Consider the following 24624-nt stretch of genomic DNA (forward strand, 5'->3'; position numbering starts at 1 on the left):
CCACGCTCCACCGCTGCGCGGGTCGCTGCCCCCCGAGGGGGCTGGGCCAGCCTTGGGGGCGGCCCGGCGGCTGGCCCGTCTGGCCCCATGCGCAGCTGCGGCGCTGGTGCTTTTCCTCTTGTCCCCGGCGGGCATGGTCGCTAGATTGCGTCCATGCCCGCTGTGCTTTCAGCCTCTGCTTACCGTCTGCGCGAATGGACGACCGCGCAGGCGCGTGCGCCTGAGCGCCTGGACTACTGGGTGGGTGCCATCTGCGAGGCCTTTCTCGAAATGGATTGCAGCTCGCGGGCGGCCGACTGTTTCGACGGCGAACTGACCCACTTGCCGCTGACGCAGCTGGCGGTGAACCGCGTCCGCGCATCGACCCAGGACGTCTACCGCACACCCGCCGCCATCGCGCGCAGCCGCTCCCAGCCGTTCTACTTGATCACCCAGACTGAACACGCGTGGCACGTGAAGCAGGGCGGTCACACGTTGCATCTGCGGCCCGGCGATGCGGTGCTGGTCGATGCGGTGCAGCCATACGAGCTGCATTTCCCGCATTCGGTGGGGTGCTTGTCGGTGCAGATGCCCCGGGCCTGGGTGGGCCAGTGGTTGCAGACCGTGGACACCGCGGCTGCGCGGGTGGCTCACCGTGAGCAGGGTTGGGGCGCGATGTTGTCCGCCCTCTGCCTGCAACTGGGTCGGCAGCCCGAACTGGCGCTGCAGATGGCACCCGACTGGCTGGAGAGCCAGTTTGGTACCTTGCTGACGGCGGCGCTGGAACCAGTGTCTCCGGATCGACAGCCCAGGCCGCTCCAGGCGCTGCACCAGAAGGCGCAGCAGAGCATGCTCGAACGCCTGGATCAGCCAGGCTGGCGCGCGGCCGATCTGGCCGCCGAACTGGGCGTGTCACTGCGCACCCTGCACCGCGCGTTCACCGACGCGGGTGAGACGGTGGCCGGGCGCTGGCGCCAGCTACGCATGGAGCGTGCGCGCTCCTTGCTGTCACAGCCCAGGCTGGCCGGACTGGCGATGTCGGACATCGGCCTGCGCTGCGGCTACACCGACGCCTCCCATTTCGCGCGCGATTTCCAGCGCGCCTTCGGCCAGACGCCGCTGCGCTGGGTGCGGGCGCGGCGCGGCGACTGATCTCCGGAACGGTCCGCGGGATTGGCGCATTCCGGCGAAGCCGCTGGCGCAAATCGGCGATTTTTCCCCTTGATGGGCTTCTAGATTGGCGGTTGTGCGGCAAATGGCCGCCATTCTGTAAACCCATCCCTAGGAGACATTCATGGCCGATACCTATGTTCTGGTCCACGGTGCCTGGCACACCGGCGAACTGATGGAGCCCGTCGCGCAGCACCTGCGCGACAAGGGACACACCGTCCATTGCCCGACGCTGGCGGGCAACCGTCCGGGCGACGACCGCAGCACGACCGGGCTGGCCGAGGCAGCCGGTTCGCTGGTCGACTACCTCAATCAGCACGACCTGAAGGACGTGCGCCTGATGGGCCACAGCTACGGCGGCATGGTGATCAGCCATGCGGCCGACCAGGTCGGACACCGCATTCGCCGCCTGATCTACTGGAACGCCTTCGTGCCACTGGACGGCGAGAGCCTCAATGACCTGGTGCCGCCACACTATGTGGCGCTGTTCGATGGCATCGCCGCGGCGAACAATGGTGCCGTGATGCTGCCGTACCCGATCTGGCGCGAAGCCTTCATCAACGATGCGGATGCGGCGCTGGCCGAGAAGGCCTTCGGCCTGCTCAACCCACACCCCAACAAGACTTTCACTGACAAGGCGAAGCTTTCGACACCGCTGGCCGCCATGACCATTGGCAAGAGTTACATCAATTGCCAGCAGGACACGGCGTTGCCGCACAGCCTGCCCTGGCACCCGCGGCTGTCGGAAAAGCTGGGTCTGTTCCGGCTGGTCGAATGCGCCGGCAGCCACGAACTGTGCTTCACCGATCCGCAGCGGCTGGCCGATGCGATCGAGCGCGCCGGGCGGGACTGAGCAGGCAGGGATTCAGGGCATAATTTCGCGCCAATGGCCGCCGACCGGAAACGCTCGGCGGTTTGCTTTTTGCCGATCCCGGAGTTTGCCCATGTCCACCTATCCCATCACCAAACGCGGTGCCGAAATGCTCAAGACCGAGCTGCACCGGCTCAAGACCGTGGACCGTCCTGGCGTGATCCAGGCGATCGCCGAAGCACGGGCGCAGGGTGACCTCAGCGAAAACGCCGACTACGACGCGGCCAAGGAGCGCCAGGGCTTCATCGAAGGCCGCATCGCCGAGATCGAGGGCAAGCTCTCGGCCGCGCAGGTGATCGATCCGTCGACGCTGGACGCGGGTGGCCGGGTGGTGTTTGGCTCCACCGTTGAGCTGTCCGACGAAGACAGCGGGAACGAGATGACTTACCAGATCGTGGGCGAAGATGAGGCCGACCTCAAGCAGGGCCTGGTCAACATCAGCAGCCCGATCGCGCGTGCGCTGATCGGCAAGGAAGAGGGCGACACCGCCGAGGTGCAGACCCCGGGCGGCACGCGCCGCTTCGAAATCGTGGCCGTGCGTTACGTCTGATCCGGCGCATATGCCGCTGCACCGCCTGCCGGTCTTCATCGCCGCCCTCTGGTGGGGCGGCATCGCCGGGATGAGCTTCGTCGCCGTGCCGACCATCTTTGCGACGCTGGGCAATCCGGCCATCGCCGGTCCCGTGGCAGCGCGCATCTTCTCCCTGCAATGCTGGGCCGGCATGGCGCTGGGCGCCTTGTTGATGCTGGTGCTGCGCCGCCAGCGTTCCTCGCTGCCGGCCGACGCGTCGCCGCAAACGGTGGCGGCCCTGCGCGGACTGCTCGTCACGATGGCGCTGGTCGCATTTGCGGTCTTGCTGGCGATGCTGCAAGAGTGCGGTGTGGCGCAGAAGATCGTGAGCGCACGAGCGACCGGCGGCAATCTGCGCGTCTGGCACAGCCTCGGAACGGTGCTGGTGCTGGGGCAGTGGCTGTGTGCCTCTGCGGTGCTGTGGCGCCTGATCGGTCGCGCCGGACGACCATGAGCCGCTGGCGTGCACTCCCTTCGTTGCCGGAGCGGGTGCCGGCACGGTGGGTGCACGCGATCCTGCTGCTGCTTGGGGTCTTGCTGGCGGCCCGCCTGATCGGCCTGACCTGGCTGATGTCGGTCAATGTGCCGTTCTCGGACCAGTGGGCGGTGCTGCGCTCGCTCGAAGACGGTTTCCAGTGGAGCGATGTGCTGACCGCGTTCCGCTGGCAGCACGGCCCGCACCGGCAGGGCCTGAGCTTTGCATTCATGCTGCCGGCATACCACTTCAGCCACTGGAGCGTGCGGCTCGACAGCCTCGTGATGGTCGTGGAGCAGCTGGTTGCGGGCCTGCTGGTGTTGCGCCTGCGTCGGCAACTGGTGCCCGGACCCTGGAGCCTGTGGGACGCGATCCTGCTGCTGGTGTTCTGGGGTGTCTGCACCTTCGAAACCATGACGGTGGCGCCGAACGCCTCGCACAGCATCTTTCCCCTGCTGCTGCTGATGCTGGCGGCCAATGTCTGGTTGTGGCCGCTGGGGCTGGCGCGTCTGGCAGTGTTGTCGGTCCTGATCCTGGGCCTGACCTTCACCGGATTCGGGATCACGGCGATCCCGGCCATCGTCGTAGTTTTGCTGCTGCAGGTCTGGCGCGCGGACGGCGCCGGACGCTGGCAGGCGATGTTCTTGCTGGCGGCCAGCGCGGTTTCCATGGGCCTGTTCCTGCAGGACTACCACTTCGTGGTCGCCGCCGACGGCTTCGAGGCGATGCAGCCCAACCCGCTGGACTACCTGCATTTCATGGTGGCGATGTTCAGCCACTTCACGCTGATGCTGCACCGCGCGCCGCGCTGGCTGCTGTATCCCGTGGGTGCCCTGGTGTTGGGTGCACTGGTGATCGGGGCGCTGCGTTCGCTCAAGGCGCTGACGGCGCCAGGCACGGGTGTGGATGCGGATGCGGATGCGCAGGCGCCCGGCGATCGCCGGCTGTTCGAGATCTGTCTGATCCTGATCGGTTGCAGTCTCGCGTTTGCGCTGCTGACCGCGTACGGTCGCGTGCAGCTGGGGGTGGCGGCGGCGACCGCCTCGCGTTACACAGCGCTGATGATGCCGGGCGTGGCAGCGGTCGTGCTGCTGCTCATGCGATTCCGTCAGCGCATGGCGCCGGTGCTCCTCGTCGTGTTGCTGCTGTTCACGGTGCGTTTGGTGCCGGAGACCCGGCAGGCCTGGCTGCAGTCGCGGTACTACGCGTCGATGAAGCTGTGCTGGCTGGAAAACTACCGCCCGTCGCGCGACTTTGATGCTGCCAGTGAGCGGGTCAAGGCGCTGGACGGATTCAAGACCTTCCAGGAGGTCTGGATGGGTGAGCCGGGCACCTGGCAGATGCTGGCCGAGCAGGCGTCGGGACCGTTCGCGGCCGGTGGCGACGACTCGCCGTTCCTGAAGGTCTACCCGCACCCCTGCGAGGTGCTGCAGGCTCCCTGAGCGAACCTGCAGCGCTAGGCGGTCAGCGCAGGTTGCGCTCGGCCGATTCCAGCGTGTTGACCATCAGCATGGTGATCGTCATGGGTCCGACACCGCCGGGCACCGGGGTGATGTAGCCGGCAACTTCCTTGGTGCCCGCGAAGTCGACGTCGCCGCAGAGCTTGCCTTCGTCGTTGCGGTTCATACCCACGTCCAGCACCACCGCGCCGGGCTTGACCATGTCGGCGGTCAGCACATTGCGTTTGCCCACCGCGGCGACGATCACGTCGGCCTGCAGGGTCATGGCCTTCAGGTCTTTGGTGCCGCTGTGGCAGATGGTCACGGTGGCGTTCTGCTGCAGCAGCATCATGGCCATGGGCTTGCCCACGATGTTGCTGCGACCGATCACGACGGCGTGCTTGCCCTTGAGGTCGTAGCCGATGCTCTCCAGCATCTTCATGCAGCCATACGGCGTGCAGGGCCAGAAGCCCGGCAGGCCGGTCATCAGCGCGCCCGCGCTGGCGATGTGGAAGCCGTCCACGTCCTTGTTGGGCGAGATGGCCTCGATCACGCGCTGAGCGTTCATGTGCGGCGGCAGCGGCAGCTGCACCAGGATGCCGTGGATGCTGGCGTCGTTGTTCAGCGCGTCCACCCGGGCCAGCAGCTCGGCTTCGGTCATGGTCGCGGGCCAAGTCTCCAGCACCGAGTGCATGCCCGTGTCTTCGCAGGCCTTGACCTTGTTGCGCACATAGACCTGCGAGGCCTGGTTGTCGCCGACCAGGATCACCGCCAGACCAGGCGTGATGCCCTTGGCCTTGAGCGCGGTCACGCGGGCACCCACGTCGGCGCGCAGTTGTTTGGAAAGGGCGTTGCCGTCGATGAGTTGGGCGGTCATGGTGGTGCGGGCAGTAGGTGGAAACGGAAACGCCCGCCGGTGTCGGCGGGCGTCAAGGATGGGGGTTGTCGGTTCAGGCCTTCGCGGGTGTCTGTCCCAGGGCGATCTTGAGCAGGTCGGCCACGGTGTTGGCGCCCAGCTTCTCCATGATGTTGGCACGGTGCGCTTCCACCGTCTTGATGCTGATGCCCAGGTCGTCGGCGATCTGCTTGTTCAGGCGACCGGCGACGATGCGTTCGAGCACCTGTGCCTCGCGGCCGGTGAGCTTGGAGAGCAGAGCATCGCGGCTGGCGGCCTGCTGGTGGGTCGCGAAGGCTTCCTTGGCGGTTTCCAGCATGCGCTCGACCAGCAGCACCAGCTGGTCTTCCTTGAACGGCTTCTGGATGAAGTCCAGCGCGCCTTTCTTCATCGACTCGACCGCCATCGGCACGTCGCCGTGGCCGGTGATGAAGACGATGGGCAGGGGGGATTGGCGCTCGATCAGCTTTTCCTGCAGTTCCATGCCGCTCATGCCACCCATGCGGATGTCGGCGATCAGGCAGGCCACTTCGCGCGCGTCGTAGCGGCTGAGGAAGGCCTCGGCGGATTCAAAGCACCGCACCCGGTAGTCTTTGCCCTCGAGCAGCCATTGCAGGGAGTCGCGCACGGCTTCGTCGTCATCGACGACATAGACGGTGCCTTTTTTGGGAATCAAACTCATCTCGCTCTTTCCATGTCCGTCAACGGCGTCGCGGCAGACGCTGCAGGTTCGGTCTCCGGTTTCAGGCGCGAATGCACCGGGATCCAGAAGGAGAAGCAGCAGCCCACCACTTCATCCCCATTGTAGATGTTCTGCACCTGCATCCGGCCATGGTGCGACTCGACGATGCTGCGGCACAGCTTGAGGCCGATGCCCATGCCTTCGCTCTTGGTCGAGTAGAACGCTTCGTAGATGCGCTCAATCATTTCGGCCGGCACGCCGTTGCCCGAATCGCGCACCGAGAACTCGACCACTTCCTGGTCGTCGAGCCGGCGCGGCCCGACGCGCATTTCAATGTAACGCTCGCCTGGCGGGCGGCCCGCCTGCGCGATCGCCTCGCCCGCGTTCTTGAGCAGGTTGATCAGCACCTGCTCGATCAGGATCGGGTCCACCATCAGGCTGGGCAGGCGCGCGGCGACGTAGGGGGAGAGCCGCACCTGCTGGCGCCGCAGTTCGATGTCGGCCAGTTCGATCGCGTTGCTCACCATCTGCGCCACGTCGGACGGCATCGGGTTGGGCTCGCTGCGCTTCACGAAGGCGCGGATGCGCTGGATGATCTGGCCGGCGCGCTGGGCCTGCTTCGCGGTTTTCTCCAGCGCCGCCAGCATGTCGTCTTCGGTGATGCGCTGTTCCTTCAGGCGCGAGATCATGCCGTTGCAGTAGTTGCTGATCGCGGTCAGCGGCTGGTTGAGTTCGTGCGCCACGCTGGAGGCCATCTCGCCCATGGTGATCAGGCGGCTGGCGGTCTGCGCGCGTTCGGCCTGGCGGGCCGCCTGTTCTTCGGCGTTGCGGCGCGGCGTGATGTCGCTGGCGATCACCATCTGCGCCAGGCGCCCGTCGACCCAGGTCAGGTAACGGGTGCGGACTTCGAGCCAGCGGTCCAGCTCTTCGACAAACACTTCGGCGTTTTCCGAGCCGGCATCGGTCAGCGTGTCGGTGGGCATGCCGGCGAAGGCGTCGACCGCATCGCCGTTGTCCGGGGCTGGCGTGGGCTGGGTGCCGGTGAGGTCGACCAGTTGCCGGTGACCCTGGCCGCGGGTGCCGAACCACAGCCGGTACATCTTGTTGGCGAACAGCATTTCATCGCTGCCCAGCGGCGCGACCGACACCGCGGAATCGAGCGATTCCAGCACGGTGGTGAAGCGCTCGTACGACGCCGACAGTTCCTCGCGGATGCGTTTGGGCTCGGTGATGTCGGTCATCGAGGTCATCCAGCCGGTCTGGTGACCCTTGGGGTCGATCAGCGGCGAGACGTACATGCGCGAGTCGAAGATGCTGCCGTCGCGCCGCCGCACGCGCACCTCGAAGCCACCGGGTGTCGAGCGGCCGCTGAGCTCGTCTTCCAGCCTCGCCGCCAGCTGGTCGTGGTCGTCGTCGGGCCAGTAGGGGAAGGGCGCGGTGCGGCCGACCAGCTCGCTCTCGGTCCAGCCGGTCATCGAACAGAAGGCCGGGTTCACATAGGTGATGCGGCCCTGCATGTCCAGCGCCCGCATGCCGGTGAGCATGGAGTTTTCCATGGCGCGGCGGAAGTTGGTTTCGGACACCAGTGCCTGTTGCGTCTGCACGCGCTTGCGGGTGTGCCGCCAGGTGCCTAGCAGCATCCAGACCGTGAGGGCCGACAGAGCGCCGATGACCCAGAAGAAGCCGTTGCCGACGATGTCCTGCGAGGTGCGGTAGCCCTGCGCCTTGAGGATCAGGCCATTGCCGACGGGCGAGACCGGCACCTCGTGCTCCAGCGCCTGCGCCGACCAGGGCAGCAGGCGCAGCACCGAGCTGGGCGTCTGCAGGTTGCCGGCCAGGACCCGTCCGCGGTCGTCCATCAGCGCCACCGCGTAGCGCGACATCACTTCCGGTGGCAGGCCGAATCGCATGAGGCCGTCGACCGAGTACTCGCCCATCACCGTGCCGGCAAACCGTCCCTGCTCGGCCAGCGGCACCTGCAGCAGCAGCGTGGCCAGTCTCGGCTCATCGCCGAGCGGGCGCGAATAGACTGGCTGACGCAGGTCGCGCGCCAGTTCAAAAGAACCGTCGGTGTCGCCAGTGGTGAGGGTGCTGCCCTGGGCGCGCAGCAGTGCGGCGGGCGCACTGGGCGAGGCGTAGCTGGCCTGCACGGAGCGGCGCGCGTCGACCCAGCTGATGGCCTGCAGCTCGGGAAACTGGCTGATCAGGGTCTCGGCCTGGAAGGCGAACTCCTCGGTGTTGATCTCCTTGTTGTCCACCTCGCGCGCCAGGCGCATGAGCTGCTCCTGCCGCTCCAGCAACCGCAGGCGCAGGCGCTGCTGCGCGTACTCGACATCGCGCGTTACGGCTTCCTGCTCGCGGTCGAGTTCCTCGTAGCGCAGGTAGGTGATGGCCACCACGATGGCGGCGAGGAACAGCAGCACCGACAGCAGCGGTGCCAGGGTGACGAAACGGTCCTGCCTCGACGGCGGCAGGCGGCGCCACCAGCGCCTCCAGCGGGCCAGCGGAGAGCTGCCGGTCTCTTGCAAAGCCTGTGGATCGGGTGCGGAATTCATTGGTTCGAGTGTACGGCTGGCCCCCGGAAAAACGGATTTCGGCACCGTCCCGAGCGCGTCAAATGCTACAGAAATGATATTTCAAAAGTTCACAATATAAAAAGTGAAAGCACATATTGAAATTGGCGGCGTTGTGTGGAAAAATCCCGGACACTGCGAAAACAGCTTTGCAGATGAATTCACACCTTAGGAGACAAACATGTCAGCGTCAGACGCTCTCAATGGCCGTGGTGCCGGCGATATCGATGCCCAGGAAACCCGCGAATGGATGGAAGCGCTGGCCGCTGTCATCGAAAAAGAGGGCCCCGAACGCGCCCACTTCCTGCTCGAACAACTGCTCGAAGAAGCCCGCCAGAACAGCATCGACATGCCGTTCTCGGCCAACACCGGCTACGTCAACACCATCGAGACGACCGAAGAGGCCCGCTGCCCCGGCAACATCGAGATCGAAGAGCGCCTGCGCGCGTACATGCGCTGGAACGCGATGGCGATGGTCGTCAAGGCCAACCGCCACAACCCCGAAGACGGTGGTGACCTGGGCGGTCACATCGGTTCGTTCGCCTCGCTGGCCCACATGTTCGGCGCCGGCTTCAACCACTTCTGGCACGCCGAATCCGAGAACCACGGCGGCGACTGCCTGTACATCCAGGGCCACGTGTCGCCCGGCGTCTACGCCCGCGCCTACCTCGAAGGCCGCCTGACCGAAGAGCAGTTGCTGAACTTCCGCCAGGAAGTGGACGGCAAGGGCCTGTCGAGCTACCCGCACCCCAAGCTGATGCCCGAGTTCTGGCAGTTCCCGACCGTCTCGATGGGCCTGGGCCCGCTGATGGCGATCTACCAGGCGCGCTTCCTGAAGTACCTGCACGCCCGCGGCATCGCCAACACCGAGAACCGCAAGGTCTGGGTGTTCTGCGGCGACGGCGAAATGGACGAGGTCGAGTCGCTGGGCGCCATCAGCCTGGCCGCGCGCGAAAACCTCGACAACCTGATCTTCGTGGTGAACTGCAACCTGCAGCGCCTGGACGGCCCGGTGCGCGGCAACGGCAAGATCATCCAGGAACTCGAAGGCGAATTCCGCGGTTCCGGCTGGAACGTGATCAAGCTGCTGTGGGGGTCCAACTGGGACCCGCTGCTGGCGCGCGACAAGGACGGCGCGCTGCGCAAGATCATGATGGAGACGCTGGACGGTGACTACCAGGCGTTCAAGGCCAACGACGGTGCCTACGTGCGCAAGCATTTCTTCGGCCGCGATCCCAAGGCGCTGGAACTGGTCTCGCACATGAGCGACGACGACATCTGGAACCTGCGCCGCGGTGGCCACGACCCGCAGAAGGTCTACGCCGCCTACCACCAGGCCGTGAACCACAAGGGTCAGCCGACCGTGCTGCTGATCAAGACGGTCAAGGGCTTCGGCATGGGCAAGGCCGGTGAAGGCAAGAACACCGTCCACCAGACCAAGAAGCTGACCGACGAGGACATCAAGTACTTCCGCGACCGCTTCAACCTGCCGATCCCCGACAGCGAACTGGCGAAGATTCCGTTCTACAAGCCGGCCGACGACACCCCGGAAATGCAGTACCTGCACGAGCGCCGCAAGGCCCTGGGCGGCTACCTGCCAAAGCGCCGCGTGAAGGCCGACGAGAGCTTCACCGTGCCCTCGCTCGACACCTTCAAGGCCGTGCTGGAGCCCACCGCCGAGGGCCGCGAGATCTCCACCACGCAAGCCTATGTGCGCTTCCTGACGCAACTGCTGCGCGACCAGGCCCTGGGCCCGCGCGTGGTGCCCATCCTGGTGGACGAGGCCCGCACCTTCGGCATGGAAGGCCTGTTCCGCCAGGTCGGCATCTACAACCCCGCTGGTCAGCAGTACACCCCGGTCGACAAGGACCAGGTCATGTACTACAAGGAAGACAAGGCCGGGCAGATCCTGCAGGAAGGCATCAACGAAGCCGGCGGCATGAGCAGCTGGATTGCGGCGGCCACCTCGTACAGCACGTCCAACCGCATCATGGTGCCGTTCTACGTGTACTACTCGATGTTCGGCTTCCAGCGCATCGGCGATCTGGCCTGGGCGGCCGGCGACATGCAGGCGCGTGGCTTCCTGCTGGGCGGCACGTCGGGTCGCACGACCCTGAACGGCGAAGGCCTGCAGCACGAAGACGGCCACAGCCACATCCTGGCCGGCACGATCCCGAACTGCATCAGCTACGACCCGACCTTCGCGCACGAAGTCGGCGTGATCCTGCACCACGGCCTCAAGCGCATGGTGGAGAAGCAGGACAACGTGTATTTCTACCTGACCCTGCTCAACGAGAACTACGCCATGCCCGGCCTGACCGCCGGCACGGAAGAGCAGATCATCAAGGGCATGTACCTGTGCAAGCCGGGCGCCGAAGGCGACAAGCGCGTGCAGCTGCTGGGCTCCGGCACCATCCTGCGCGAGTCGATCGCTGCGCAGGCGCTGCTGGCGACCGACTGGGGCGTGCAGGCCGACGTGTGGAGCTGCCCGAGCTTCAACGAACTGACCCGCGACGGTCAGGACGCCGAGCGTTTCAACATGCTGCATCCGACCGAGCCGCAGCGCACGTCCTTCGTGGCGCAGCAGCTGGAAAAGCACGCCGGCCCGGTGGTCGCCTCGACCGACTACATGAAGAACTACGCCGAGCAGATCCGACCCTTCATCCCCAAGGGCCGCTCTTACAAGGTGCTGGGCACCGACGGCTTTGGCCGCAGCGACTTCCGCAGCAAGCTGCGCGAGCACTTCGAGATCAACCGCCACTACATCGTGGTCGCCGCACTGCGCTCGCTGGCCGACGAAGGCAAGCTGCCGATGGCCAAGGTCGCCGAAGCGATCAAGAAGTACGGCATCAAGACCGACAAGGTCAACCCGCTCTACGCTTAATTTTCCGGAGACAAGAACATGGCACTGGTTGAAGTGAAAGTCCCGGACATCGGCGACTTCGACGAAGTGGCGGTCATCGAACTGCTGGTCAAGGTGGGTGACACCGTGAAGGCCGAGCAGTCGTTGATCACGGTCGAGTCCGACAAGGCCTCGATGGAAATCCCGTCCAGCACCGCAGGCGTGGTGAAAGAGCTGCGCGTGGCGCTGGGCGACAAGGTGAAAGAGGGTTCGGTGGTGCTGCTGGTGGAAGCTGCCGGTGAGGCCGCTGCGCCCGCGCCTGCTGCAGCGCCTGCCGCTGCCGCGCCGGCACCTGTCGCGGCCGCTCCGGCTGCTGCACTGGCCGCTGCGCCCGCAGCTGTACCTGCTTCAGGCCCGGTCGAAGTGCGCGTGCCCGACATCGGCGACTTCAAGGACGTCGCGGTCATCGAGGTGTTCGTCAAGCCTGGCGACACCGTCAAGGTCGAGCAGAGCCTGATCACTGTCGAGTCCGACAAGGCTTCGATGGAGATCCCGTCTTCGCACGCCGGGGTGCTCAAGGAACTCAAGGTCAAGGTCGGCGACAAGGTCAACATCGGTGACTTGCTGGCGATCCTGGAAGGCGCTGCGGGGGCTGCGGTTCCGGCAGCGGTTGCTGCCGCGCCTGTGGCTGCGCCCGCCGCTGCAGCCGTGGCCGCTCCGGCCGCTGCCGCGGTGTCGGCTCCGGCCGCCGCACCTGCGCACAACCCCACCGGTACGCCCGCACTGGGCTTGCCGCACGCTTCGCCGTCGGTGCGCAAGTTCGCCCGCGAACTGGGTGTGCCGCTGGACGAAGTCAAGGGCTCCGGCCTGAAGGGCCGCATCACGGCCGACGACATCCAGTCCTTCACCAAGTCGGTCATGGCAGGCAGCCTGCAGACCAAGGCGCAGGCCGCCAAGGCGCCTGCATCGACCGGCGGTGGCGGCTCCGAGCTGGGCCTGATCCCCTGGCCCAAGGTCGACTTCGCCAAGTTCGGCCCGATCGAACGCAAGGAGATGGGCCGCATCAAGAAGATCAGCGGCGCCAACCTGTTGCGCAACGCGATCATGATCCCGGCCGTCACCAACCACGACGACGCCGACATCACCGACCTCGAAGCCTTCCGCGTTTCCACCAACAAGGAAAACGAGAAGAGCGGCGTCAAGGTGACCATGCTGGCCTTCCTGATCAAGGCTTCCGTCGCTGCACTCAAGAAGTTCCCCGAGTTCAACAGCTCGCTGGACGGCGACTCGCTGGTCTACAAACAGTACTGGCACATCGGTTTTGCCGCCGACACCCCGAACGGCCTGGTCGTTCCGGTCATCAAGGACGCCGACAAGAAGGGCGTGCTGCAGATCAGCCAGGAAATGGGTGAGCTGGCCAAGAAGGCGCGCGACGGCAAGCTCGGTCCGGCCGACATGTCCGGCGCCACCTTCACCATCTCCAGCCTGGGCGGCATCGGCGGGCGCTACTTCACGCCCATCATCAACGCGCCCGAAGTCGCCATCCTGGGCGTCTGCAAGAGCCAGATGGAACCGGTGTGGGACGGCAAACAGTTCGTGCCGCGCCTGATGCTGCCTCTGAGCCTGACCTGGGACCACCGCGTGATCGACGGCGCCGCTGCGGCCCGCTTCAACGCCTACCTCGGCCAGATCCTCGGCGACTTCCGTCGCGTGCTGCTGTAAAGGAACCGGAACATGGCACTCATGGACATCAAGGTTCCCGACATCGGCGACTTCGACGAGGTCGCGGTCATCGAACTGCTGGTCAAGCCGGGCGACACCGTCAAGGCCGAGCAGAGCCTCATCACCGTCGAGTCCGACAAGGCCTCGATGGAGATCCCCTCGTCGCACGCCGGCGTGGTGAAAGAGCTCAAGGTCAAGCTGGGCGACAAGGTCAGCGAAGGCTCGGTGGTGCTGGTGCTGGACGCGGAGGGCGCTGCGGCTGCTCCCGCGCCGGCTACAACACCCGCACCAGCTCCCGCGGCTGCTGCTGCGCCCGTGGCTGCTCCCGCCGCTGCTCCGGAGGTGGCACCAACGGCCGCCAGCTTCGGCGGCTCGGCCGACATCGAATGTGACGTGCTGGTGCTGGGCGCTGGCCCTGGCGGCTACTCGGCCGCGTTCCGCGCCGCGGACCTGGGCCTGAAGGTCGTGATCGTCGAGCGCTATGCCCAGCTGGGCGGCGTTTGCCTGAACGTGGGTTGCATCCCGTCCAAGGCGCTGCTGCACGTGGCCGCCATCATGGACGAGGTCTCGCACCTTGGCGACCTGGGCGTGGAGTTTGGCAAGCCCACGGTCAGCGTGGACAAGCTGCGCGCCCACAAGGAAAAGGTCATCGGCAAGCTGACCGGTGGCCTGGCGGCCATGGCCAAGATGCGCAAGGTCACCACCGTGCGCGGCTACGGCGCCTTCGTCGGCCCCAACCACGTCGAAGTGGAAGAGACCACCGGCACGGGCCAGGAAAAGACGGGCACCAAGAAGGTCGTGGCCTTCAAGAAGTGCATCATCGCTGCCGGCTCGCAGGCGGTGCGCCTGCCCTTCATGCCCAATGACCCGCGTGTGGTGGACTCCACCGGTGCGCTGGCGCTGCAGGGTGTGCCCAAGAAGATGCTCATCGTCGGCGGCGGCATCATAGGCCTGGAGATGGGCACGGTGTACAGCACGCTGGGCGCTCGCCTGGACGTGGTCGAGATGATGGACGGCCTGATGCAGGGCGCCGACCGTGACCTGGTCAAGGTCTGGGAGAAGATGAACAAGGGTCGCTTCGACAACATCATGTTGAAGACCAAGACCGTCGGAGCGACGGCGACGCCCGAGGGCATCAAGGTGCAGTTCGAGGGCCTCGATGGCACCAAGAGCGAAGGCACCTACGACCTGGTGCTGCAGGCCGTGGGCCGCACGCCCAACGGCAAGAAGATCGCCGCCGACAAGGCCGGCGTGGCCGTGACCGACCGCGGTTTCATCAACGTCGACATCCAGATGCGCACCAACGTGCCGCACATCTTCGCCATCGGCGACATCGTGGGCCAACCCATGCTGGCGCACAAGGCGGTGCACGAAGCGCACGTGGCGGCGGAAGTCATCGCCGGTGAACTGCAGGGCAACAAGGAACTGGCCGCGGCCGCCTTCAACGCCCGCGTGATCCCCAGCGTGGCCTACACCGACCCCGAGGTGGCCTGGGTGGGCCTCACCGAGGACCAGGCCAAGGCGCAGGGCATCAAGGTCAAGAAGGGCCTGTTCCCGTGGACGGCCTCGGGCCGCGCCATCGCCAACGGCCGCGACGAAGGCTTCACCAAGCTGCTGTTCGACGACTCGCCCGAGGCCCATGGCCACGGCAAGATCCTGGGCGGTGGCATCGTGGGCACCCACGCCGGCGACATGATCGGCGAGATCGCGCTGGCCATTGAGATGGGCGCCGACGCCGTGGACATCGGCAAGACCATCCACCCGCACCCCACGCTGGGCGAGAGCATCGGCATGGCGGCAGAAGTGGCGCACGGGTCTTGTACCGACTTGCCGCCGAGCAAAAAATAAGCGGCTTCAGCGCCTGCTGAAAACAGAAGCCCCGGACGGGAAACTGTCCGGGGCTTTTCTACGCGAACTGGACGCGATTGACCCAAGGTCCACTCGACGAACCGGGCAGCCGCCTGCACGCGCTGCAAGCGTTGGCAGGCACCTCTCCACCCGGCCCTTCTCAGCAGGTTGAAGCCCCTCCAGCCACGCTACTCCAGCACAAAGCCTTTAAGCTCCGCTGCCCGGACCATCCACGCAGGCAGGTGTCCCCTTCGCCGCATGCGCAGCCGTTCGAGCTGCTGTTGGTACTGGGCCATGTCCGGTGGCAGGCTGCCATGGTGATTTGCCCATGCGCAAGCCAGCAAGTAGATCTGTTCCCAGTGAACATGTTGTGCGCCAGACATGCTTCCCCAGGCTAGCCAGGCATCGTCCAGCGCGGACAAAGCCGCAATGCCATCCTGGGCGGCCAAAGACAGTAGCGCGGCCCTGAAAAAGCGGTTGGGCCTCTGTGAGTGAGGATCGTCTACTTCGGGCTCCCAGTTCGCCGCTAGGACCAGGTTGCCATTTCCCGCAAGCCATGCAAGAAGCGCTGTGAGCAGCTGAGCATTGTCGGCATCGACTTGGTAGCGAGCTGAGCGTTCGATGGCCAGTCGTTCCCAAATGTCCAGCGCGAGGTTTGCGTGCTTGAACGCCTCGCTGAGTTGGCCGATATCGGCTAAGACATTGGCTAAGCTGTTCAGGGACGTGGCCCAAACTGGCTCGAAGCGTTCTGGCTTGGTCTGTGCCAGCCGTTTGTGAATGTCCAGCGCGAGCTTGGCGTGCTTAAGTGCCTCAGTGAGTTGGCCTTCATCGGCCAAGCGATTGGCGTAGTTGTGCAGCGACATGGCCCATTCGGGCTCAAAGCGTTCTGGCTTGGTCTGTGCCAGCCGTTTGTGAATGTCCAGCGCGAGCTTGGCGTGCTTAAGTGCCTCAGTGAGTTGGCCTTCATCGGCCAAGCGATTGGCGTAGTTGTGCAGCGACATGGCCCATTCGGGCTCAAAGCGCTCTGGCTTGGCTTGGGCAAGCCGTTCGTGAATGTCCAGCGCGAGCTTGGCGTGGTTGAGCGCCTCGGTGTGTTGGCCGTCATCGGCTAGCAAATTGGCGTAGTTGTTCAGCGACGTGGCCCAATCGGGCTCAAAGCGCTCTGGCTTGGCTTGGGCCAGCCGTTCGTGAATGTCTAGCGCGAGCTTGGCGTGGTTGAGCGCCTCGGTGTGTTGGCCGTCATCGGCTAGCAAACTGGCGTAGTTGTTCAGCGACATGGCCCAATCTGGCGCAAAGCGCTCGGGCTTGGCCTGTGCCAGCCGTTCCCGACTGTCCAGCGCGAGCTTGGCGTGCTTGAGTGCCTCAGTGTGTTGGCCGTCATCGGCAAGCAAATTGGCGTAGTTGTTCAGAGAAGCCGCCCAATCGGGCTCAAAGCGCTCGGGCTTGGCCTGGGCCAGCCGTTCGTGAATGTCCAGCGCGAGCTTGGCATGCTTGAACGCCTCGGTATGTTGGCCGTCATCGGCCAAATGGCTAGCGTAGTTGCTTAGCGACGTGGCCCAATCGGGCTCAAAGAGCTCGGGTTTGGCCTTGGCCAGCCGTTCCCGAATGTCCAAGGCCTGCTTGCCCCGCTTGAGCGCCTCGGTGTGTTGCCCGTCATCGGCCAGACGATTGGCGTAGTTGTTTAGTGACATGGCCCAATCAGGCTCAAAGAGCTCGGGTTTGGCCTTGGCCAGCCGTTCCCGAATGTCTAGGGCCTGCTTGCCCCGCTTGAGCGCCTCGGCGTGTTGCCCGTCCTCGGCCAGGAAGTTGGCGTAGTTGCTTAGCGCCATAGCCCAAGTGGGACCAACGCGTTCGAGCTGGCTATGTGCTAGCGGCTCTAATTTTTCGACCGACATACGGGTGTATGCAAGCGCGTTGTTGTTGTCACCAACCTGGTTGTGCGCCGTGCCCAAATTCAGCAAGGCTCCTCCCCACCTTTCCCAGTCGTCCACGCTAGGCCTTTTGGCGGATTCGCACCGCTTTTGGGCCTGGTCGCTCAAGGTCTGACGAATCAGCAGTTCAAGACCGCCCAAGGGCAACACATCGTCCTTGAAGTCACTTTCCAGCAGACCCGCAACCTGGAGCTTTTGGGCGTTCGACAGATGTTTGAAGCTGGCCTCGGCCACCTGGGGCAGGGGGCTGGGGGTTTGCACGGTGACCTTGACCATCCCTTTGGCGCACGCTGCAAAGTGCGCGGCCAAGGCGTCTTCGACCAATTGGGTCAGGTCGGAGCGGTATCGCAGCAGGCGCGACAAGACAGTAAGCGCGTGAAGACGTTGTGCCTCAGTGACGACCTTTCCCAGTACTGCAGCCAAGATGGCCGCGCCGTGCGTGCCCAGCAATTGCTGTGCGACCAGTGCTTCGCCCAGCAGGTCTGGGCGTAGGCCACCCAGACCTTGGGTTTCGGGGTATAGCGGCGCCAGTGCGTTGAACAGAGGCTTGAGCTGAGCGGCCTCGCCCTCGACAGAACGCCAGAGAGGCTCAAGGTCTCTGGGGCGGGCTGCGGGGCCGCTCAGTGTGACCAAGCTCATGAGCAGCGCGCAACTGCTTTCGTTCGAAGGGGTGCCGGTGGCTTTGTGCCAGTAACGCTGCTCGTGACGCACCAGGGCCAAAGGCAACGCTCCGGCAGAAGCCTGGCGTTCGCCCAGCAGGGCCAGAAGTGCGGCCATGTGCAGGTACAGGGGCTTGCCATAGGCGGTGGCATGCAAATCGGGTTGTATGTCTGGGGCGGCACAATGCAACACAGATGCAAAGGCGCGCAAGGCTTGTGCAAAAGCGACTTGCCGCTGCGAGGGAGTGTCATACAGCGTGGGCACAGGGTAGGGGCCTGTGGTGGCGGCACCGTCAAGCAGGGATTCACAGCGTGCGTCGATACCTGGCAATTGCCCCCACCAGTCGCCGCTGCTGCGCGCCAGGAGCAGGAGGCGTACCTTGTGTTTGCTCGGCAGCGTCAAGGCCTGGGCCAGCAGCTCCAGAAGTTGGAGGCTTCGTGTTTCTGCGTAGTCCAAGACGATCAAGACGGGGCGCTCGGCCCTACCGAGCTCATTCGCCACTGTGGCTGCCTCGCGGGGCTGGAGGTTGTGCCGCAAAAAGCCGCTGTTCCAGCCCTGTTGGCGTAGGCGCTCGCACAGCTCTAGGGCCAGCCTAGTCTTGCCTGTACCGCCCTCGCCAGTAAGCAGTCGCACCCCGATGGGGTAGTCGATGACTGTGGCCCATGTCATCTGCTCATCTAGGAAGGGCTCGGATTCCGGTGCAAAAGGGACCAACGCTTCTTCCGCCCGCAACAGCTGGCTGGGGTGGAGCCCAGCGTGAGCGCTCCACTGCGGCCGGGGTTGCTCTAGCCATTGGGAAAAGGGGTGGGCAGTGGGGGTGGCCAGTGTGGGGCCATCGGGGCTGATGGGGGCCGCCGCGCTCGGAGCTATGTTCGGTGCTTGCCAGCCTAGTTCCTGAGCAAACGCATCAGCTCCGTTGCGCCATGTGTATTCGTTCAGCAGTTGTGCTCTCAGCAAATGGGCTTTTTCATGAAATTTTTCCGGATGCTGTGCAACTTGTATCAAGGCATCGGCGGTGGCTTGCTTGTCGTCCTCTGTGAAGTAAGGGGGTAGGTGACTGCCTTTGATATCAAGGGGCTGCACCCATTGTTCGAGATGCTTCTGCTTGAGCAATTGATAGACACCGCTTTTCTGGCTCAGGATCAATGGCACGCCCGCCGCAATGGCCTCCCAAGCAACCAAGCCAAATCCTTCGTGCCAAGAGGGCATCAGGCAGACGCTTGCGGTGCGCAGTTCGTTAAACAGCTCTTGCCGGTTGTGGCAATAGGGCAGCGCTTGGAGATTGATGGCGCGATGGGCATGAGCCTCAGCGAACGCTCTGAGCTCTTGCTCGGCATCGGCGAAGCCGGGGTCCGCGGGTACTTCCATGTCGATGCCGCGAAGCAGAATCTTCGGTTCCCCCGCACCCTTCAGGCTGTCGGGCAGGCCAGCAGTGCGATCGCACTGATGCACGGCGTGGGCAAATCCGGCCAACCCAAGCTGCGCTTGTTTGATTTTTCTCGCCCCAGCGTCCAGCCGCCCGCTGATGAAAGCGACGAACTTCCTATGGTGCTTCTTGACCTCGATCTCCGCCAAGCCAGGAACAAGCATCGGGATCTCGGAACTGGGCACATCAAGCATGTCTGCCAGTGCATCGCGCAGCAACGGGCCTACAGCCATGCGCACAGTGGCAACTTCAAATAGGCTTTTCTGCAATCTCTGTTTTTCCGCCGCTGTCCGGCTGCTTTCAGCAAACGACTCGTAGTGGTCGTAGCTCATGTGGTGAATGAGCGCAGAGCGGCCGCCATACTCAGCGGCCATGGCGTTTGCAATGGCCCCGGTAATGCGGTCGTGGCCCAGCCAAACGGTGTCCGAAAAATCGAGCGCGTCCAGTTTCGACTTCACCAGAGGGACATGCTCATGACCCATCGCCCCAGTTGAAAGCCCAAGGTTGATCAATGTGACTTGGTCTTGGGTCAATGCGGTTTGTACATCTGCTTCATCACATGCCGCGACGACGCAGATCACGCGCAACCGCTGCCAGTGTGCTGCAGCGATGGCCTGCAGCAGATCCATGTTGAAGGCATTGATGCCTCCAAACTTCGGCCCCCAGGCGGTGGCAAAGGCCACCAGAGTGAACGGCTTTGTTGTAGTTGAGCTCATATGTGGGGACTAGTTTGAAGCAGGTGCATCTGTTGCTAGAGAAAGCAGTGTGTCAGCGATGCAAAGTGCAGATTGAGCCAAATCGCTATGAGTGCTGAATTCGCAACTGACTCAGGTCAAAACTTGAGTCCATTGGATGTTGGTCAAGGCGCAAATCTTGCCATCGAGAAAGGTTCTGGCCTAAGTGTGGCCTGGGTGGGCCTCTCCGAGGACCAGGCCAAGGCCCAGGGCATCAAGGTCAAGAAGGGCCTGTTCCCCTGGACGGCCTCGGGCCGCGCGATTGCCAACGGCCGCGACGAAGGCTTCACCAAGCTGCTGTTCGACGACTCGCCCGAGGCCCATGGCCACGGCAAGATCCTGGGCGGCGGCATGGTCGGCACGCACGCCGGAGACATGATCGGCGAGATCGCGCTGGCCATCGAGATGGGCGCCGACGCCGTGGACATCGGCAAGACCATCCACCCGCACCCCACGCTGGGCGAGAGCATCGGCATGGCGGCGGAGGTGGCGCACGATTCGTGTACCGACCTGCCGCCGAGCAAGAAGTAATTCGCTGTCACGCGCAGAAGCAATAGCCCCGGACGGGAAACTGTCCGGGGCTTGGTTCATTTCGCTAGCGTCTGACTACGGGTAGAAGGCCGAATCGGACTTGAACAGGACGGTGCCTTTCCCGTCACGGACAACAAACTCCAGGGTGTCGTCTGAAAAATGCTCCCGACACGTTTCATCCAGGCTGAACAGTCTCGATTCCCCAGCGTTCAAACGAACAGACACATCGAAGGGGGAGAAGCGACTGGCGGTGATCGGCGCGAGCCAATGACAACGCTCCCGGGTTCCGGACGTGTTGCGGACCGACGCCATCCGCAGATCGACGAAGCCGGTGGCGTGGTTGACGACTCTCAGCGCACCCGATTCCCTGTTCATTTCAAGCATTGGAGGGACTGTTCCCGGCGGTGCGTGGTCCAGGACCTTGTCCACTGATTCTTGAAGGTGCGGCGAAGACTGCGGCGCAGGCAACTCGGGGCGCCGGGTGGGTTCAAGCCCGAGGTCCATCTCCTGTCGTACAGCAGCTTCATGCGTGGTGATCGTGGCCGGGGCCCTTTCGGCCCTGACGGGCGGCCTGTCGGGTCCGACCCGGTTTTGGATTTGGAATCCGAAGTACGTGGCTGACAAAGCACCTACCAGCAGGCACAACCTCGGCAGGTAGTGCAAGCGCATCGCCGCCAGGGTGAGCACGCCATGCGTCACACCCGCCAGTGCCAGGAACAGGAACATGCCCAGCAGGACGAAAAGGAACCCCCCGTACCCTAAATCGCCTTTTGGGAGTTGGGTGGCCCAGACCCACCGCGTCACCACGATGCCGAACAGAATGCTCGCGGGAAGAACGAATATCTGGACCAAAAGCCAACCGGGCGTCCATTTCTCGGCGGAAGACGCAAAGGCTGCGCTTGTCGCCGTGTTGTGGGTGAGGCGAACTGTCGCCCCGGCTTTCGACGCGCCAGGGAGTTCGGCGCCTTGGTCTGTGATTGACATGACTCCTGATGGCGCTGCGCCGGTGGCGGTTCGCTGGCGAGGCAGTGATTCGTCGTCGTCGACCGTCGTCTTGTCGGGGGTGTCCGGAGAAACCCTGACGTAACGACCGATCAGGAATGCGATCAGCAAGGCGCCCAGCCCGGCCAGAGCGGACAGGTTGGCGAACTCTCTGTCTCTCTCGATGCGCTGTTGCGGCGAGTCGATCACCGCGCCGCTCAGATCGATTCCCCAGACGACGCTGCTTCCTGCGCGGTGCGTGATGGTGATCGGGACCGCCTGGATTCGAAGGACGCTGTCCAGCTTCTGGTCGGGGCCGCGGTACTCGAACACCGTTTCATGCCCTTCGAGCCGAATCTCGGCCCGTTGGCTGACCGAAGTGCGACCCAGTTTGTAATAACGGTATTGGCTCGACTGCAGCGTTCCGTGCGTCTGTTGCAGATCGTTCGGCGGCTGATCGTCGAAGAACAGGACGCGCGGTGACAGGCACACCAAGCCAATGCCTACACCCCACATCAGGGTGCGCCGCTTGCGTTGCTCGGTCGACATCCAGCGAAAAAACTGGACCACCACCAGGATGGCACAGATCGTTAACGTGACGGCTTGGACAAACGAGTTGGACATTGGAACTGTTGCCCTGAACAAGACGATTGCTCGGAATCGCAATGTCAGGAGCGGTTTCTGCCACTGTACGGGATGCGGTTGCGGAGGTATCCACGTCCCCTCGGCTTCATCACCACACAATGCGTCAACCAATTGGTTGGAATGGTGGGCTCTTGCGTGGGAGGCTCCATGTTGCTCTCCGGGGCCCGACAATGGCGCCCATTGAGGCCGGCACCATTGTTCGGCCTCTAAATCCAGACGAGGAGCCTTGCCATGATTTTTTACGATGTGTTGGCGAAGGTGGTGGCCGTGGTGGGAGCCGGTACCGTGAAATGGCGAAGCCTGCAGGGTGGTCCGAGGACGCCGGCGGTGGGGGAGGCTCCGCAGATCCCGGCGGCCCGTCCGCAGGGCAGCCTTCCGACCTTGAAGATGCCAACCGCCCGCGGCTGGGCGCCGGGTCAGTTGCCGACCGCGGCCCCCGGGCTGAAGGTCAACGCCTTTGCGTCCGGGCTGAAGCACCCGCGCTGGATCCTGGTGCTGCCCAACGGCGACGTCACCGTGGCCGAGGCCTTGCAGTCCGGCGGGCAACCGCGGACTCTGTTCGACCACGCGATGGTCGCGACCATGCGCCGTGCGGCGGCCTTTGGCGAGAGTCCCAACCGCGTCACGCTGCTGCGCGATGCCGACCGCGATGGTGTGGCCGAAGAGCGCCACACGTTGCTGGAGAACCAGAGCCAGCCCTTCGGCATGGCGCTGCTCGGTGACACTTTCTATGTCGGCAATACCGACGGCGTGATGGCCTTTGCCTACCGTCTGGGCGACACGGCCATCCGCGCACCGGCGCGGCGGCTGACCACCTTCAAGCCCGACGGTCACTGGACGCGCAGCCTGTTGCCCAGCCCGGACGGCCGACGTCTCTATGTCGGGGTCGGCTCGCTCACCAACATCGCCGACGGCGGCTTCGAGGTCGAGGAGGGCCGTGCCTGCATCTACGAACTGGACCTGGAGACGAACGCTTGCCGTGTCTTCGCCGGGGGCCTGCGCAACCCGGTGGGCATGGCGTGGGAGCCGACCACGCAACGGCTGTGGACTGTGGTCAACGAGCGCGACGGCCTGGGCGACGAGACGCCGCCCGACTATCTGACCTCGGTCGCCGACGGCGGGTTCCACGGCTGGCCTTTCTGCTACTGGGGCCAGACGGTGGACGACCGGGTGCCACAGGACGCCGCGAAGGTGGCCACCGCGCGCACGCCCGACTACGCGCTGGGCGGGCACACCGCCTCGCTGGGCCTGTGCTGGATGCCGGCCGGCACGCTGCCGGGGTTTGATGTCGACGGCATGGTGATCGGTCAGCACGGCTCGTGGAACCGCAGCACGCTCAGCGGCTACCGGGTGGTGTTCGTTCCGTTCGCCAACGGCCGACCCGCCGGCCCGGCGCGCGACATCCTGTCGGGCTTCCTGGCGCCTGACGAATCGGTGTCGTATGGCCGACCAGTGGGTGTGGCGATCGGGCCGGACGGGCATTCCCTGCTGGTGGCCGACGACGTGGGCGACGTGATCTGGCGCGTGACCGGTGCCGGTCCGGGCCGCTGAACGCCGGCGTTCCACGCCACCCGGCCGGCTGGGTAAGGCATCACCGTCCTCGGCGATGCACGCCCGGGTTGTGCCCGAGTTCATTCAAGCTACAGGGCGATGTAGTACTTGATGATTAGCCCTGTCCTGATCTAAATTCGCGAACCGGAGCCCCTGCAGGCTTTGCAGTCCCCAACGTCTCCCTCTGGCGCGAAAGGTCACTTGCCCAATGGAACGGATCAAGCTCGAGATATTGAAGGCCAGAGAAGGCGCTCAGCAGCATCGGCACGAGGCCGCAGATGCCTCCTTGGGCCTTTCGGCCTCGCCGTCCGACAGAGCCCCCGCGGGCTCGCCTGGCCGCGGGGCTGTCCGATCCGGCGGGCATGGTGGTCCAGGGCGCCGGTTCTGGCGGCTGGCGGGCTCACTGTTCCTGGGCCTGGCAGCGGTGCTGGCCATCTGGACGCTGAAGCCTGACACCGTGGCCATGCCCACGTTGGCCACCGTTTCGACAGAAGCAGCGCCAGCGCCGCGGGCGGCAGTGGTCACGCCGGTTCGGCCCGCAGAACCAGCGAAGCCGGCGGAAGTTCGCAGTGCGATCGCCGCGAGCGTTGGCGCGTCGGCCGCCGTTGCCGAAGCGACCAAGAACCCTGCTCCGACCGCCTCACAGGATGTTCAGGTCGTGGCGGCGGTGGAGGCGTGGCGGCAAGCGTGGTCGAAGCGGGACATGACGACTTACCTGGGCTCCTACAGCGAATCGTTCACTCCGCCGGATGGCATGTCGCGTGAAGACTGGATCGCCAGCCGGTACCGGAACGTGGGCGGACGCAAGTCCATCGACGTGCAGATTCAGCGGCTGCTCGTGCTGACCCCCGAGGAGGGGCGCGCGCGCGTGAGCTTCCTGCAGGACTACACCTCGGGCGGCTTGCGCGAATTGAAGCGGCCCAAGACGCTCGATCTGGTTAGGGGCGCCGACGACAGTTGGCGCATCGTGGGCGAGTGGCAGGGCAATCCTCCTCCCGCTGTCGGGCCGGGCAAGTCCTGAGCGCCGGGGGCACGCGGGCACGGCCTTTTCGGGAAGCGTGTCCCCATCGGTAGAACGCGCTGACGGCTGCTCGCGCC

15 protein-coding genes and 1 pseudogene are annotated in these 24624 nt (G+C 64.7%); 11 read left to right on the plus strand and 5 right to left on the minus strand.

Features of this window, described 5'->3' with window-relative positions:
• Positions 1–153: 153 nt before the first annotated feature.
• The 5 genes from ACLIJ1_RS04370 (at position 154) to ACLIJ1_RS04390 (ending at position 4508) form a co-directional block, all read left to right on the plus strand.
• Entirely contained in the window at positions 154–1131 is a 978-nt protein-coding gene (locus ACLIJ1_RS04370; protein WP_411364248.1) for a helix-turn-helix domain-containing protein, read from the plus strand.
• A gap of 142 nt (positions 1132–1273) precedes the next feature.
• A complete protein-coding gene (locus tag ACLIJ1_RS04375; protein ID WP_411364249.1) occupies positions 1274–2002 on the plus strand; it encodes an alpha/beta fold hydrolase in 729 nt (242 codons plus the stop codon).
• A gap of 91 nt (positions 2003–2093) precedes the next feature.
• Complete coding sequence (gene greA, locus ACLIJ1_RS04380) at positions 2094–2570, plus strand: transcription elongation factor GreA (RefSeq protein ID WP_411364250.1); 477 nt, start codon at positions 2094–2096, stop codon at positions 2568–2570.
• Positions 2571–2580: 10 nt separating this feature from the next.
• Positions 2581–3045 (plus strand): DUF4149 domain-containing protein, encoded by a 465-nt coding sequence (locus tag ACLIJ1_RS04385; protein WP_411364251.1) that lies wholly within the window; start codon positions 2581–2583, stop codon positions 3043–3045.
• Positions 3042–4508, plus strand: coding sequence for a hypothetical protein (locus ACLIJ1_RS04390; RefSeq protein WP_411364252.1), 1467 nt, complete (start codon positions 3042–3044; stop codon positions 4506–4508). The genes ACLIJ1_RS04385 and ACLIJ1_RS04390 overlap by 4 nt, the downstream gene beginning before the upstream one ends.
• Before the next feature lie 22 nt (positions 4509–4530).
• Here ACLIJ1_RS04390 and folD read toward each other — a convergent pair whose 3' ends face one another.
• The 3 genes from folD to ACLIJ1_RS04405 all read right to left on the minus strand — a co-directional run bounded on the left by folD (position 4531) and on the right by ACLIJ1_RS04405 (position 8637).
• A complete protein-coding gene (gene folD / locus ACLIJ1_RS04395; protein WP_411364253.1) occupies positions 4531–5382 on the minus strand; it encodes a bifunctional methylenetetrahydrofolate dehydrogenase/methenyltetrahydrofolate cyclohydrolase FolD in 852 nt (283 codons plus the stop codon).
• A gap of 73 nt (positions 5383–5455) precedes the next feature.
• Positions 5456–6082 carry a response regulator transcription factor gene (locus tag ACLIJ1_RS04400; protein WP_411364254.1) on the minus strand — a complete coding sequence of 209 codons (627 nt, stop codon included), beginning with the start codon at positions 6080–6082 and terminating at the stop codon, positions 5456–5458.
• The gene (locus ACLIJ1_RS04405; protein WP_411364255.1) at positions 6079–8637 is read right to left on the minus strand and encodes a PAS domain S-box protein; all 2559 of its coding nucleotides are present in this window, start codon (positions 8635–8637) and stop codon (positions 6079–6081) included. Before ACLIJ1_RS04405 ends, ACLIJ1_RS04400 begins: the two co-directional genes overlap by 4 nt.
• Positions 8638–8836: 199 nt before the next feature.
• Between ACLIJ1_RS04405 and aceE the strand changes: the two genes are divergently transcribed.
• Genes aceE through lpdA form a run of 3 tightly spaced genes read left to right on the plus strand, consistent with a single transcriptional unit; the run spans position 8837 to position 15067 of the window.
• Entirely contained in the window at positions 8837–11539 is a 2703-nt protein-coding gene (aceE, locus tag ACLIJ1_RS04410) for a pyruvate dehydrogenase (acetyl-transferring), homodimeric type (protein ID WP_411364256.1), read from the plus strand.
• An 18-nt stretch (positions 11540–11557) separates the two neighbouring features.
• Complete coding sequence (gene aceF / locus ACLIJ1_RS04415; RefSeq protein WP_411364257.1) at positions 11558–13219, plus strand: dihydrolipoyllysine-residue acetyltransferase; 1662 nt, start codon at positions 11558–11560, stop codon at positions 13217–13219.
• Positions 13220–13231: 12 nt separating this feature from the next.
• Positions 13232–15067, plus strand: coding sequence for a dihydrolipoyl dehydrogenase (gene lpdA, locus ACLIJ1_RS04420; RefSeq protein ID WP_411364258.1), 1836 nt, complete (start codon positions 13232–13234; stop codon positions 15065–15067).
• Positions 15068–15255: 188 nt separating this feature from the next.
• Here the strand turns inward: lpdA and ACLIJ1_RS04425 are convergent, their stop codons facing one another.
• Positions 15256–19767 (minus strand): tetratricopeptide repeat protein, encoded by a 4512-nt coding sequence (locus ACLIJ1_RS04425; RefSeq protein WP_411364259.1) that lies wholly within the window; start codon positions 19765–19767, stop codon positions 15256–15258.
• 219 nt (positions 19768–19986) lie between these two features.
• Between ACLIJ1_RS04425 and ACLIJ1_RS04430 the strand changes: the two are divergent.
• A pseudogene (locus tag ACLIJ1_RS04430) lies at positions 19987–20349 on the plus strand (dihydrolipoyl dehydrogenase); the annotation flags it as partial.
• A gap of 75 nt (positions 20350–20424) precedes the next feature.
• On the opposite strand, the gene ACLIJ1_RS04435 reads toward ACLIJ1_RS04430, so the two are convergent.
• Positions 20425–21954, minus strand: a complete 1530-nt coding sequence (locus ACLIJ1_RS04435; RefSeq protein ID WP_411364260.1) for a hypothetical protein — start codon at positions 21952–21954, stop codon at positions 20425–20427.
• Between the two features lie 252 nt (positions 21955–22206).
• Between ACLIJ1_RS04435 and ACLIJ1_RS04440 the strand changes: the two genes are divergently transcribed.
• Positions 22207–23526, plus strand: coding sequence for a PQQ-dependent sugar dehydrogenase (locus ACLIJ1_RS04440; RefSeq protein ID WP_411364261.1), 1320 nt, complete (start codon positions 22207–22209; stop codon positions 23524–23526).
• A gap of 208 nt (positions 23527–23734) precedes the next feature.
• Positions 23735–24547 (plus strand): hypothetical protein, encoded by an 813-nt coding sequence (locus tag ACLIJ1_RS04445; protein WP_411364262.1) that lies wholly within the window; start codon positions 23735–23737, stop codon positions 24545–24547.
• The last annotated feature ends 77 nt before the right edge of the window (positions 24548–24624 follow it).

The organism is Hydrogenophaga sp. RWCD_12 (assembly GCF_046604225.1).
Lineage (GTDB): Bacteria > Pseudomonadota > Gammaproteobacteria > Burkholderiales > Burkholderiaceae_C > Hydrogenophaga.